This window comes from Kitasatospora aureofaciens, assembly GCF_019192735.1.
GTDB lineage: Bacteria > Actinomycetota > Actinomycetes > Streptomycetales > Streptomycetaceae > Kitasatospora > Kitasatospora aureofaciens_A.
The window spans coordinates 125567-137972 of the sequence record NZ_JAHTKP010000015.1 but is presented as its reverse complement, the minus strand read 5'-3'; the positions used below and the strand labels follow the sequence as shown (position 1 = coordinate 137972).

The window sequence follows — 12406 nt, the reverse complement described above, 5'->3', positions numbered from 1 at the left end:
AGCGGGAAACCTGCTGCAGATACCTAGCGGTAACCAGTGCTGTCATGCCATCTTCATCGCGCCACCGGCCGGCGGCCTACCCTCACACGCGTCTTCCCGTCCCCACACCACGGGGAGACCGAGCCGCAGGAGTTCCGCCGTGCCCGAAAACGGTTCGCGCATCACCCGCAGCACCTCTCGACTCGGCAAGCGGCTGCTCAGTGCAGCCCTCGCCCTCCCGCTCGCCTCCGGCGGCCTCGTGGCCGGCGGACTGATCGCCGCGGCGCCTGCCTCGGCCGCGTCCGCTGCCTCGGCTGCCTCGGCGTCGACCGGGCCGACCGCCAGCGTGACGCTGGGCGACAGCTACATCTCCGGCGAGGCCGGCCGGTGGATGGGCAACTCCGCCGACGGAAGCGGCAGCCGGACCGGCACCGACCGTGCCTGGAACGGCAGTTCGTACGACCCGAGCAGCGTCTACGGCGCGACGGCCGCCAGCGGGTGCGACCGCTCGGACGTCGCCGAGGTGCTCGGCGCCTCGACCGTCGCGCAGAAGCAGATCAACCTGGCCTGCTCCGGCGCCGTCACCGCCAACATCTTCCGCGCGGCGAACGGCGGCCAGGCGTTCAAGGGCGAGGCCCCGCAGGCCGACCAACTCGCCACCGTGGCCGCGCAGAACAACGTCAAGCTGATCACGCTGTCGATCGGCGGCAATGACCTCGGGTTCTCCAACGTCATCTCGAACTGCGTCCAGGACTACCTGGTTTGGTACAGCTACTGCCATGGCTCGCAGCAGTCGGCGATCGACTCGAAGCTGCCGACGGCGATGGCCGGGGTCGGCAAGGCCATCGACGAGATCCGCGCCGTGATGTCCAACGCGGGCTACGCGCAAGGAGATTACCGCCTGGTGCTGCAGTCCTACCCGTCGCCGATCCCGCGCAGCGCCGAGATGCGCTACCCCGAGGGCGGCTGGACCCGGTCGAACACCGGCGGCTGCCCGTTCTGGGACGCCGACGCCGACTGGGCGCGGGACTCGATGGTGCCGCAGATCTCCAAGGCACTGGCGGGAGTTGCGGCGAGCAAGGGCGCGCAGTTCCTGGACCTGTCCGACATGCTCCAGGGGCGCGAGGTCTGCTCCACGTCGGCGCAGCAGCCGACCGCGAGCGCAGGGCCGTCCGCGACCACCAGCGAATGGGCGCGCTTCCTGGACGGTGGGCTCAACACCACCCAGGGCGCGCTGCAGGAGTCGATGCACCCCAACTACTACGGGCAGCAGGCGCTCGGCAGCTGCCTGACCCAGCTGTGGGGGCGGAGCAGCGGTAACTACGCGTGCCGCAACACGGCCGGGCAGGACGCGAGCGGGATGTACCTGACCGCGGAGTGACCGTGTGCAGCCCCTTGCCCGGCCGGGCAAGGGGCTGCACCTGCGCGGTGGTGGTCAGCCCTTGGCGAGCAACGCCTGGGCATGGGCGCGGACCTGATCCTTCGTCAAGTACGCGTCGGTGTACTGGAAGTCGTGCAGCCGGGCGGGCTGGCGGGCGAGGAAACCGGTGCGCACGAAGTCGTCCCCGGCGGTCGCGTTCAGCAGCCAGTTGGCGCCGACCCGGAACTTGGCCGCATTGGTGCGCATCGCCATCAGGTGGTAACCGCGGGCAACCAGCTGCGCCGGCACCCCGCGCAGCTCCACGCCGATCGGCTTGGACACCGCGTCCTTGCCGCCCAGGTCCACCACCAGGCCCAAGTCCTTGTGGTAGTAAGGCTCCAGCGGCTGATGGCGGAGCGAGGCGATCACGTTGTTCGCCACCGCGCGGCCCTGCCGGGCCGAGTGCTGGGCGGTCGGCGGGCACACCGCACCGTCGCCCTTCGCGAGGTCCGGGACGGCCGCGGCGTCGCCGAGCGCGAACACCCCCTCGAACTGCGGCACCCGCATCTCCGCCGTCACCGCGATCCGGCCGCGGACCGTCTCCGCGTCCAGCGTGCCGATCAGCGGGCTCGCGGCGACCCCGGCCGTCCAGATCAGCGTGCGGCAGGGAAGCACCCGGCCGTCGGTGAACTTGACTGACTCGGCGCCGACTTCGGCCACCGAGACCCCCAGCGACACCTCGATACCGCGCTCCCGCAGCACCTCCAGGGCGGCCGTGCCGAGCGCGTCGCCCAGCTCCGGCATCAGCTTCGGGGCGATGTCGATCAGGTGCCACTTGATCTGCCGCGCGTCCAGGCGCGGGTAGCGGAGGGCGGCGGCCGTGGTCAGACGCTGCAGGCAGGCCGCCGTCTCGGTGCCCGCGTAGCCGCCGCCGACCACCACGAACTGCAGCCGGGACTCGCGCTCCCGCTGGTCCAAGGTGGCCGAGGCAAGGTCGAGTTGGGCGATCACGTGGTCGCGGACGTAGACCGCCTCGGCGAGCGTCTTCATGCCCCGGGCGTAGTCGGTGAGACCGGGGATGTCGAACGTGCGGGTGACGCTGCCGGGGGCGAGCACGAGGACGTCGTACCTCTGCGCCACCACCTCGTCGGTGATCTTCCGGACCACGCAGACCTTGGAGAGCGGGTCCACGCCGATCGCGCCGCCGGGGAGGATGTGGGTACGGCGGAGCGAACGGCGCAGCGAGACGGCCACCGACTGCGGGGTCAGCACGCCGGCCGCGACGTGCGGCAGCAGCGGCAGGTAGAGCTGATAGCTGAACGGCGTGACCAGCGAGATCTCGGCCTCCGAGGGCGCGAGCTTGTGTTCGAGGCGGCGGGCGCACTCCAGGCCGGCGAAGCCACCGCCCACGATCAGGATCCGAGGTCGTTCCATCGCTCATCCCTTTACCGTGCAGGTCGTACCGTGAGGGTCCCCGTTACTGTCCGCCACACTCGCACGGAGCAGCGAGGGCTGCCACCGGGGCGGGGCGGATGGGGGGCCGTTGCGCGGGGTTGGGGTGGAGAGGTCAGGGGCGGTAGTAGGTGTCGATGGGGGTGCAGGCCTCGGCGAAGAGGGCGGGGCCGTCCTGGGGCACTGAGGGCCAGGTGCCGGAGGCGGGGTTGAGGGCGATGAGTTGGTCGGTGGAGAGGGCGTAGACGACGCGGCCCAGGCCGGAGCGGACGAGGGCGCCGGAGCACATGGTGCAGGGCTGGCAGCTGGTGTACATCGTGGTCCGGGCGGCCGTTTCGGCGTCGAGTTCGCGGGCGGCCCAGCGGGCGAGCTTCAACTCCGGGTGGGCGGTGATGTCGTCGTCGCGTCGGACCGTGTTGTGGGCCTCGGCGAGGATCGTGCCGTCCGGGGCGGCCAGGAGGGAGCCGTAGGGTGCGTCGCCGAGGGTGACGGCGTGGGCGGCGATGGCGATCGCGCGGCGCAGGAGCTTCTCGTCGGCGGTGGTGATCACGATGCTGTCCTCCAGTGGGTGGCGACGGTGGTGAGTGCCTGCCAGGCCTCCTCCGGCCGGCGGGTCGCCTCCGGGTCGCCGTTGTAGGGGTCGAGCAGGACGGTGTCGGCGTTGAGCGCGCGGAGCTGCCGGAGGTCGTCCAGGATCTGCTCGATCGTGCCGACGCCGGCGGGGCGTTCGGGGTCGGTGACCGGTGCGGTGGTCAGCCGCAGGGCGATGCGCGGCGCGAACGCCGGCAGTGTGTGGCTCGCCAGGATCGAGCGCATCCGGGGAACGGTGAGGCGCAGCGGGTGCCAGGCGTCGCCGAACCGGGTGGCGCGACGGAGTGCCGCCTCGCTGTGGCCGCCGACCCAGATGGGGACCGGATCGCTCAGGACCTCCCGCAGGGTGGCCAGGTACTCGTCGGTGAGCCGGCCGCGGGCGGTGAACGGCACGCCGAGCGCGTCGAACTCCTGCCGCGCCCAGCCGACGCCCACACCGAGGACGAGCCGGCCGCCGCTGAGCCGGTGGAGGTTGGTGGCCATACGCGCGACCAGCAGCGGATGCCGGTACGGGAGGATCAGCACGGTCGTGCCCAGCCGTACCCGGGTCGTTATGCCGGCCAGCCAGGAGAGCGTGGTGAACGGCTCGTAGAACGGTTCCGGGTAGCGCGCGGACACGTCGGGGGTGACGGCCACGTGGTCCGACACCATGAGGAGGTCGTACCCGAGCCCCTCCACGACGTGTGCCCACTCGCGCAGCACACCGGGGTCGGTTCCGGGCCCGAAGTTCGGTACGTTGACGCCTAGTTGCATGGATCGAGGCTATCCCTGTGATCATGGGAAGCGGAACGGGATCCTCCCGGTTGTGGTGGCCTTCTGCAGGGCTTCTGCCGGTAGAATCGCCCTATGGCCGTGAATCTTGATGACGTCGACTGGGCGATCATCGAGCAGTTGCAGCAGGAGGCCCGCATCTCCCTCAGCGAGCTGGGGCGCCGGGTGAAGCTCAGCTCCTCGGCCACCACGGAACGGGTGCGGAACCTGGAGGCGCTGGGCGTCATCACCGGCTACCACGCCGTGGTGGACCTGGCCGAGGTCGGCTACCCCGTCCTCGCCGTCGTCCGCCTCAAGTACCCGGGCAACCGCCACGAGCCGCTGCGCCGGCTGCTCGCCGAGCGGCGGGAGATCCTGGAGTGCCTGCGCACCACCGGCGACGACTGCTACACCCTCAAGGTGGCCGCGACCTCCATGGAGCACCTGGAGACCCTCGTGGACGAGCTGGCCGGCTTCGGCAGCACCACCACCAGCGTCGTGTACAGCCGGACACTGCCCTACCGCGGACCCGACCGGCCCGGGCACCGATAGGGTGTGAGCGTGCTTCCTGAGGTGACGGCGATCCGGTACGTGACGCCCCTGCGAGAAGGCGGCTCGATGCCGGGCCTGGTCGAGGCCGACGATCGGCGGCTGTACGCGCTGAAGTGGGTCGGTGCCGCGCAGGGGCGCAAGGCGCTGGTGGCGGAGGTGCTGGCCGGGGAGTTGGGGCGGCGGCTCGGGCTGCCGGTGCCGGAGCTGGTGACGGTGGACCTGGACCCGGTGCTGGCGCGCAGTGAGCCGGACCCGCAGATCCAGGATCAGATGCGGGCCAGTGGCGGTCTGAACCTCGGGATGGCGTTTGTCAGCGGGGCGCTCAACTTCGATCCGCTCTGCTTCGAGGTGGACGCCGGGCTGGCCGGGCAGGTGCTCTGGTTCGACGCGCTGATCGGCAACGTCGACCGCTCCTGGCGCAACCCCAACCTGCTGGTGGCCACCGGCGGGCTGCGGCTGATCGACCACGGCGCGAGCCTGATCTTCCACCACAACTGGGCGGGCGCCGCCGCCTGGATCCGCCGCCCGTACGACGCCTCCGACCACGCGTTGCTGAGCGCCGAGCCGGACCTGGCGGCCGCGGACAAGGCGCTCGCGCCGCTCGCCGAGGCGGCGATCGGGGAGGCGGTGGCGCGGATCCCGGACGTCTGGCTGGCGGACGAGCCGGGCTTCGACTCGCCGGACGCGGTGCGCGCCGCGTACCGGACCCAGCTGACCGAGCGACTGGCCGGTCCGCGCGACTGGCTGCCGGAGGTGCCCGCATGACCGAGCCGATGCCGCCCGCGCTGCCGGCCACCGTCGAGCTGCACGACTACGAGTACGCCGTGATCCGCGCGGTGCCGCGGGTCGAGCGCGGCGAGTGCGTCAACGTCGGCGTGCTGCTGTACTGCCGGCAGGCCGCGCACCTGGCCGCGCGGACGCACCTGGACCAGGCGCGGCTGCTGGCGCTGGACCCGGTGGCGGACGTGCACGGGGTGCGGCGGGCGCTGCACGGGATCGAGGCGGTGTGTGCGGGCGGCCCGCAGGCCGGTCCGGCGGCGGCGGACAGCCCCGGGCAGCGGTTCCGCTGGCTGACGGCGCCGCGCAGTGCGATCGTCCAGCCGGGGCCGGTGCACACCGGGCTGACCGCGGACCCGGAGGCGGAGCTGCGGCGGCTGTTCGACCAGCTGGTGCTGTGACCTGCGGGTGTGACGCGTGGCGCCGTGAGGTGGATCCGCTGACGGTTGCCGTGGTCAAAGCTTGAGTTGCTGAAGCACTCGGCCGTACGCTGGCCCCATGGGTTCGACAGCGACGACGACCGTACCGACCAACGCCGAGCTGATGGAGGCGTTGGCCGCCGTCGGCGCCGCGTATTTCCAGGACTTCGCGGCGGCCGCGGCCCGGCACGGGCTCTCCTCCTCGCAGGCCAAGGCGCTCGGCGCCGTGCAGGAGCCGGTGCCGATGCGGGCCCTGGCCGGGCGGCTGGGCTGTGACGCCTCCAACGTGACCGGGATCGTCGACCGGCTGGAGTCGCTGGGGCTGGCCCACCGCGAGGCGGCGGCGGGCGACCGGCGGGTGAAGATCGTCGTGATCACGGACGCGGGCCGGGAGGCCCTGTCCCGCATCCGCGGCGAGATGGCGCGGACCCACCAGGCCTTCGGGGCGATGACGGACGAACAGCGCGTCGCCCTGCACTCGATCTGCGCGCAGGTCCTGCCGGTGCTGACCGGCCGGACGGGCGGCGCGCAGTAGTACCGCCCGCTCGCCCGCCCGGCCGGCCGGGCGGAGGGCTCGGCGACGTTTCGGCTGACCTCGGCTGTTAGGCTTGCGAAGCGTGAGCGCGAAGCCCCAGATCCCCAATGTCCTGGCCTCCCGGTACGCCTCGGCGACCCTGGCCCAGCTGTGGTCCCCCGAGCACAAGGTGGTCCTTGAGCGCCACCTGTGGCTCGCCGTCCTGAAGGCCCAGCAGGACCTCGGTGTCGAGGTGCCCGCGACCGCCGTCGCCGACTACGAGCGGGTGATCGACCAGGTCGACCTCGGCTCGATCGCCGCCCGTGAGCGGATCACCCGCCACGACGTGAAGGCCCGGATCGAGGAGTTCAGCGAGCTCGCCGGCCACGAGCAGATCCACAAGGGCATGACCTCGCGGGATCTGACCGAGAACGTCGAGCAACTGCAGATCCGCCAGTCGCTGGAGCACGTGCGCGACCGTACGGTGGCCGTGCTGGTGCGCCTGGCCCGCCTGGCGGCGCAGCACTCGGAGCTGGTCATGGCCGGCCGCTCGCACAACGTGGCCGCGCAGGCGACCACCCTGGGCAAGCGCTTCGCGTCGATCGCCGACGAGCTGCTGGTCGCCTTCCGCCGCCTGGAGGAGCTGATCGCCCGTTACCCGCTGCGCGGGATCAAGGGCCCGGTCGGTACGGCGCAGGACATGCTGGACCTGCTCGGTGGGGACAGTCAGGGAATTGCCAAGCTCGCCGAGCTGGAGCGCCGGGTGGCCGGCCACCTCGGCTTCGAGAACGTGCTCACCAGCGTCGGCCAGGTCTACCCGCGCTCGCTCGACTTCGAGGTGCTCACCGCCCTCGTCCAGCTGGCTGCCGCGCCGTCCAGCCTGGCCAAGACGATCCGCCTGATGGCCGGCCACGAGCTGGTCACCGAGGGCTTCAAGGAGGGCCAGGTCGGCTCCTCCGCGATGCCGCACAAGATGAACACCCGCTCCTGCGAGCGCGTCAACGGCCTGGCCGTCATCCTGCGCGGCTACGCGTCGATGACCGGCGAGCTGGCCGGCGACCAGTGGAACGAGGGTGACGTCTCCTGCTCCGTGGTGCGTCGGGTCGCGCTGCCGGACGCCTTCTTCGCCTTCGACGGCCTGCTGGAGACCTTCCTTACCGTCCTCGACGAGTTCGGCGCCTTCCCGGCCGTGGTCGAGGCCGAGCTGGACCGTTACCTGCCGTTCCTCGCCACCACCAAGGTGCTGATGGGCGCGGTGCGCGCGGGCGTCGGCCGGGAGACCGGGCACGAGGTCATCAAGGAGCACGCCGTCGCCTCCGCGCTGGCGATGCGCGCGGGCGCCCGGGAGAACGCGCTGCTGGACCGCCTGGCCGCCGACGAGCGGATGCCGCTGGACCGGGCCGCGCTGGACGCGCTGCTGGCCGACCGGCTGTCGTTCACCGGTGCGGCCGGGGCCCAGGTCGCCGAGGTGGTCCGCCAGGTGGAGGCCGTCGCGGCTTCCTACCCGGAGGCGGCCAAGTACGCTCCGGCCGATATCCTCTGACGGGAGTATTCTCTGACGATCGGTCAGTCAGTTTGGCGAGGGCCCTGCCGCCGTTCCGGTGGCGGGGCCCTCGTGCGTGTGGACGTGGCCGGGGTCGAGCGGCGGGGTGGTGCCGCAGCACCACTCGGTGTCCGGCTCGGCGACGGGGTGGTCCTCGGGTGTCAGGACGTTGCCGCGGATGGTGGCGAAGGCGGTGAGCGCGCCGGCGGTCAGCAGGCCGGCGCAGGCGAGCATCGCGGTGTGGAAGGCGTCGTTCACCGCGGACGGCACCCGGTACGCCTCGCCGCTCAGGCCCGCAAGCGCCGGGAGGGCGGCGACCGCGAGCAGGCTGGCCGCGCGGGCAGCGGCGTTGTTGACGCCGCTGGCGATGCCCGCGTGCCGGACCTCGACGGCCGCCAGCACGGTGGCCGTCAGCGGAGCGACCAGCAGCGTCATCCCGCAGCCCATCACGGTGACGGCGGGCAGCACGTCCGCCCAGTAGGAGGAGCCCGGGCCGGCCCGCAGCATCAGCAGCACCCCGGCCGCGCACAGCAGCGGGCCGACGGTCAGCGGGATCCGCGGGCCGATCCGCTTGCCGAGCCGTGCGGCGCGCGAGGACAGCGCCAGCATCAGCACGGTGATCGGGACCAGCGCCAGGCCGGAGACCAGCGGGGAGAAGCCGGCGACGATCTGCAGCTGCACGACCAGCAGGAAGAACACGCCGCTGAACGCCGCGTAGACGCAGAGGGTGACCAGGTTCACGGCGGTGAACAGCCGGGAGGAGAACAGTCCGAGCGGCAGCATCGGCTCGGGGGTGCGGCGCTCCACCGTGATGAAGGCCGCGCCGAGGATCAGCCCGATCGCGCCGGTGAACCAGACGGCGGGGGAGAGGCCCTCGCCGGCGGAGGTCAGCGCGTAGGTGAGCGAGCCGAGGGCGAGGGCGGCGAGCAGCGCGCCGAGCACGTCGAAGCGGCCGGACGCGCTCTCGTCCCGGCTCTCGGGGACGTACCGGGAGGTGACGGTGACGACGGCGGCGGCCATCGGCAGGTTCAGCAGGAAGATCCACCGCCAGCCGGGCCCGTCCACCAGCCAGCCGCCGACGAACGGGCCGATCGCCGCCGACACCCCGCCGAGGCCCGACCAGAGGCCGACCGCCGCCGAGCGGTCGTCCGGATGGAAGACCGCCTGGAGCATGGCGAGCGAACCGGGCGTCAGCAGCGCTCCGCCGATGCCCTGGACGGCCCGCGCGGCGATCAGCACCTGGATGTTCGGCGCGGCGGCGCAGGCCGCGGAGGCGGCGGCGAACCAGACGACGCCGAGCAGGAACACCCGGCGCCGGCCGTACCGGTCGCCGAGCGCGCCGCCGAGCAGGATCAGCCCGGCCAGGGTGAGCAGATAGGAGTTGAGCGTCCACTGCAGGGACGCCAGGGAGGCGCCGAGATCGGCACCGATCCGGGGCAGGGCGACGTTCACCACGGTGCCGTCGAGCAGCGCCATGCTCGAGCCGAGCACCGTCGCCAGGAGTACCCAGCGTCCCCGCGCGGTGCCCAGGCGCAGGGTGCCGGCCTTGGTAGTGGCCACGGCCCGATCCTCCGCCCGATGGGGCCGACGTGACAAGGGTCACCAGCGGTGTGTTCGTGGACGGCGGTGCGTGAGCGGGCGGATGCGGAGCGGTGGCGACATCGGCGCAGCGTCGCGGATCAGTGGCGCCCGGTGAATGAATTGTGCACGTACGGTGCAGTGGATCATCCGGATCGTCACCGCGTCCCGCGGAGTTGTTGCCGGTTCAAGAGATCAACATTGCTTCACCCGGACGGATGAGTTTTAGTTCAGCGACCGCCCGGCCAGCCCGGACGGATCCACCGGGTGGAACGCCGAGTCCTGCCGCTGCCCGGTGGCTCGATCCGAAATCTGTACGGCAGGAGCGGGGGACCCACAGGTAAGTCGCCGGACCGGAGTTCGCGCTCTTTGCGCGGACGTCCAGGACCGGCTTGGGGTGAAGCCGCGCGTGCGGCCGGGCAACTCCAGCCCGAACCCGACAGCTCACCTCGCAGGCGTCGGAGAGGAATCCTTCCATGCCTGCTCAGGCCCGTCGTATCACCCTGCCCCGCGCCGCCCGCATCGGCATCGCCACCGCCGTGACCGGCGTCTCCTTCGTCCTCCCGCTCGTGACCACGATGGGCGCCCAGGCCCACACCACCCCGGCCGCCCCGGTCTCGCAGAACTCCACCTGGACCGGCGCCGGCAGCGTCGACGCCAAGCCGGCCGCTGCCGGCCGGGCCGAGGAGAGCTACCGCGTCGTCAGCGGCGACTCCCTGTCCAGGATCGCCGGCGACAAGAACGTCGAGGGCGGCTGGCAGGCGCTGTACGAGCAGAACCGCTCGGTCGTCGGTGGCAACCCGGACCTGATCTTCCCGGGGCAGAAGCTCGCGATCGCCGGTCACGCCGCTGCTCCGGCCGCTCCGGTGGCACCGGCTCAGCAGCCCGCCGCTCCGGCTGCTCCGGCCGCTCCGGCTGCTCCGGCCGCGCCCGCTGCTCCGGCCGTGACGCCGCAGGCCGCGCCGGCCCCGCAGGGCCAGCTCCAGGTCCAGATCGAGGTCGCCAAGCCGGCCGCCCCGGCCCAGGTGCAGGTCCAGGCCGCCGTCGCCCAGCCCGCCCAGGCCGTGACCGCCGCCCCGGTCGCCGCCAGCACCTCCGGCTACGTGGCCCCGCTCGCCCACCCGGTGCTGGGTGAGGCGTACGGTGTGGCCGGTTCGATGTGGGCCTCCGGCCACCACACCGGCCAGGACTTCATCGCCTCCACCGGCACCCCGCTGCGCGCCGTCGCCAACGGTGTCGTGGTGAAGGCCGGCAACGGCGGTGCCTACGGCAACGAGGTCGAGATCAAGCTCGCCGACGGCAAGTACGCCCAGTACGCGCACCTGTCCTCGATCGGCGTGTCGATCGGTCAGACCGTCACCGTCGGCCAGCAGATCGGCCTGTCCGGTGCGACCGGCAACGTGACCGGTCCGCACCTGCACTTCGAGATCCGCACCGGACCGGAGTACGGCTCGGACATCAACCCGGTCGCCTACCTGCGGGCGCACGGCGTCGCGCTCTGACCCCTGCACGGGGTGAACGACCACCGCTGATGCGGGGCGAATCGACCATCCGGGATGGTCATGTCGGGTGACCGCTCGACCGGGTGATCGCCGTATCGGTGGACATGGGCGCGGGACACGCCCAGGCCGGCCCGGCTCACGAGACCTTCCTCGTGAGCCGGGCCGGCCGCTGTCGTTTCGGGGGCCTTGCTCGGGCAGGGCGTCAACTTCGTGGCCGGTTGCCCGTCGATGTGCATCTTGCGGCGGCTTCCGCTGCGCGCCGATGCTGTCGGGCAGTCAGCGCCCGGCCGGGCTGTGTCCGGCGGGCGGCACAGCCATGGAGGAGGCCGGATGACCGTCCAGAGCGGGGACGCGCTCGGGGGGCAGGCCGACGGGGGCGCCGCGGCGGGGGCAGCGGCGGACACGCTGCTGTTCCGGCTGATTCCGTACCTGGTGATCGGCGCCTTCGTGGGCGGGATCGTGCTGGCGCTGGTCGTGCGGAGGCGGCGGCCGGAGCTGTATGCGCGGACGGGGCGGATCGTCCTGGAGGATGCAGCGGCGGAACGTAATTGATTGACAGTCAGATCTGGTGGGCGGGAAGGGCGCTGCGGGCGGCAGCCAGCAGGTCGTGCATGCGGTGCCCGAAGTCCTCGGTGTCGGCGGCGGGTTCGGGGAAGACCAGGCGGACGTCGCGGTGGCCGTGCGGGTGGTCCAGGCGCAGCACCAGGCCGTAGCGGTCGAGGGCGAGCGGGCGGACGTCGGGCCGGTCCGCGAGGAGGGCGGGGTCGAGCAGCCGGGTGAGGACGGCGAGCGCGTCGGCGTGGTCGTCGGCGAGGTGGGTGAGCAGGCCGGCCTCGGGGCGGGCGAGCGGGTCGGGGTGGGCGAGGGCGAGGTCGGCGGCGGTGATCGCGCCGGTGCCGTAAGGGGTGGAGAGGACGGCGTGGGCGACGTCCACGCGCAGGTGGACGCTGACGCCGTCGTCGGCGAGGTGGGCGAGGCGGAGCCGGCCGGCCAGGGTGAGGCGGGCGCGGACGCGGTCGCGGACGGCGACGGGGGCGACGTCGGTGACGTCGAGGACGACGGCGAGTCCGTCGGTGGCGCGGGCGGCGGCGAGGGTGAGCGGGGCGTCGATGGGGGCGCGCAGCCGGAGCCGGGAGCCGTGGACGGAGACCGGGCTGTCGAGGGCGTGGTGCTCGCCGAGGGCGCGGACCGTGAGCGACGAGGTGGCGGCGAGCAGGCTGTGGACCCGTTCGGCGGTGGTGGGTTCGGGCACCTCGGCGTCGGTGCGGTGCTTGCCCATGGCGGACCTCCTCGTAGTTAGGTGAGCCTAACCTAATGATGGCGGAGTGTGATGGCAAGTGTCGGGTTGGTCTGTGTGGGTGGGGATAGACGGCGCTTGCAAGTATTCGT

At 72.4% G+C, this 12406-nt stretch carries 13 protein-coding genes and 1 riboswitch; of the genes, 8 read left to right on the top strand and 5 right to left on the bottom strand.

Features of this window, described 5'->3' with window-relative positions; genetic code table 11:
- Nucleotides 1–139: 139 nt before the first annotated feature.
- Nucleotides 140–1360, top strand: a complete 1221-nt coding sequence (locus KV557_RS18175; protein WP_308129957.1) for a GDSL-type esterase/lipase family protein — start codon at nt 140–142, stop codon at nt 1358–1360.
- A 54-nt stretch (nt 1361–1414) separates the two neighbouring features.
- On the opposite strand, the gene KV557_RS18170 is transcribed toward KV557_RS18175, so the two are convergent.
- From KV557_RS18170 to KV557_RS18160, 3 genes are all read right to left on the bottom strand, one after another.
- Nucleotides 1415–2773 carry an NAD(P)/FAD-dependent oxidoreductase gene (locus KV557_RS18170; protein WP_218201452.1) on the bottom strand — a complete coding sequence of 453 codons (1359 nt, stop codon included), beginning with the start codon at nt 2771–2773 and terminating at the stop codon, nt 1415–1417.
- A gap of 133 nt (nt 2774–2906) precedes the next feature.
- On the bottom strand, nt 2907–3341 hold the full coding sequence (locus KV557_RS18165) for a nucleoside deaminase (RefSeq protein WP_218201450.1): 435 nt from the start codon (nt 3339–3341) through the stop codon (nt 2907–2909).
- On the bottom strand, nt 3338–4135 hold the full coding sequence (locus KV557_RS18160; protein ID WP_218201448.1) for an LLM class flavin-dependent oxidoreductase: 798 nt from the start codon (nt 4133–4135) through the stop codon (nt 3338–3340). Before KV557_RS18160 ends, KV557_RS18165 begins: the two co-directional genes overlap by 4 nt.
- A 93-nt stretch (nt 4136–4228) precedes the next feature.
- On the opposite strand from KV557_RS18160, the gene KV557_RS18155 reads away from it, so the two are divergent.
- From KV557_RS18155 to purB, 5 genes are all read left to right on the top strand, one after another.
- Nucleotides 4229–4684, top strand: a complete 456-nt coding sequence (locus tag KV557_RS18155; RefSeq protein ID WP_218201447.1) for an Lrp/AsnC family transcriptional regulator — start codon at nt 4229–4231, stop codon at nt 4682–4684.
- Nucleotides 4685–4693: 9 nt separating this feature from the next.
- Nucleotides 4694–5449, top strand: coding sequence for a HipA family kinase (locus KV557_RS18150; protein WP_218201534.1), 756 nt, complete (start codon nt 4694–4696; stop codon nt 5447–5449).
- Nucleotides 5446–5862, top strand: a complete 417-nt coding sequence (locus KV557_RS18145; protein ID WP_256177576.1) for a DUF3037 domain-containing protein — start codon at nt 5446–5448, stop codon at nt 5860–5862. The genes KV557_RS18150 and KV557_RS18145 overlap by 4 nt, the downstream gene beginning before the upstream one ends.
- Before the next feature lie 97 nt (nt 5863–5959).
- Nucleotides 5960–6415: a MarR family winged helix-turn-helix transcriptional regulator gene (locus KV557_RS18140; protein WP_218201444.1), complete on the top strand. Its 456-nt coding sequence runs from the start codon at nt 5960–5962 to the stop codon at nt 6413–6415.
- Between the two features lie 82 nt (nt 6416–6497).
- Nucleotides 6498–7937, top strand: a complete 1440-nt coding sequence (purB, locus tag KV557_RS18135) for an adenylosuccinate lyase (protein ID WP_218201442.1) — start codon at nt 6498–6500, stop codon at nt 7935–7937.
- 27 nt (nt 7938–7964) lie between these two features.
- Here purB and KV557_RS18130 read toward each other — a convergent pair whose 3' ends face one another.
- Nucleotides 7965–9497: an MFS transporter gene (locus tag KV557_RS18130; RefSeq protein ID WP_308129956.1), complete on the bottom strand. Its 1533-nt coding sequence runs from the start codon at nt 9495–9497 to the stop codon at nt 7965–7967.
- A 305-nt stretch (nt 9498–9802) separates the two neighbouring features.
- Nucleotides 9803–9988, top strand: a riboswitch (cyclic di-AMP (ydaO/yuaA leader).
- 3 nt (nt 9989–9991) lie between these two features.
- On the opposite strand from KV557_RS18130, the gene KV557_RS18125 reads away from it, so the two are divergent.
- Both KV557_RS18125 and KV557_RS18120 read left to right on the top strand, forming a co-directional pair.
- Nucleotides 9992–11017, top strand: coding sequence for a M23 family metallopeptidase (locus tag KV557_RS18125; RefSeq protein WP_218201440.1), 1026 nt, complete (start codon nt 9992–9994; stop codon nt 11015–11017).
- A 330-nt stretch (nt 11018–11347) separates the two neighbouring features.
- Entirely contained in the window at nt 11348–11569 is a 222-nt protein-coding gene (locus KV557_RS18120; RefSeq protein WP_218201438.1) for a hypothetical protein, read from the top strand.
- Nucleotides 11570–11576: 7 nt separating this feature from the next.
- On the opposite strand, the gene KV557_RS18115 is transcribed toward KV557_RS18120, so the two are convergent.
- Nucleotides 11577–12296, bottom strand: coding sequence for a DUF2470 domain-containing protein (locus KV557_RS18115; RefSeq protein WP_218201436.1), 720 nt, complete (start codon nt 12294–12296; stop codon nt 11577–11579).
- Between the last annotated feature and the right edge of the window lie 110 nt (nt 12297–12406).

Coding starts and splice junctions, on each gene's coding strand:
- KV557_RS18170 (WP_218201452.1), bottom strand. CDS start 2,773: ATGGAACGACCTCGGATCCTGATCGTGGGCGGTGGCTTCGCCGGCCTG.
- KV557_RS18160 (WP_218201448.1), bottom strand. CDS start 4,135: ATGCAACTAGGCGTCAACGTACCGAACTTCGGGCCCGGAACCGACCCC.
- KV557_RS18155 (WP_218201447.1), top strand. CDS start 4,229: ATGGCCGTGAATCTTGATGACGTCGACTGGGCGATCATCGAGCAGTTG.
- KV557_RS18145 (WP_256177576.1), top strand. CDS start 5,446: ATGACCGAGCCGATGCCGCCCGCGCTGCCGGCCACCGTCGAGCTGCAC.
- KV557_RS18140 (WP_218201444.1), top strand. CDS start 5,960: ATGGGTTCGACAGCGACGACGACCGTACCGACCAACGCCGAGCTGATG.
- KV557_RS18125 (WP_218201440.1), top strand. CDS start 9,992: ATGCCTGCTCAGGCCCGTCGTATCACCCTGCCCCGCGCCGCCCGCATC.
- KV557_RS18120 (WP_218201438.1), top strand. CDS start 11,348: ATGACCGTCCAGAGCGGGGACGCGCTCGGGGGGCAGGCCGACGGGGGC.
- KV557_RS18115 (WP_218201436.1), bottom strand. CDS start 12,296: ATGGGCAAGCACCGCACCGACGCCGAGGTGCCCGAACCCACCACCGCC.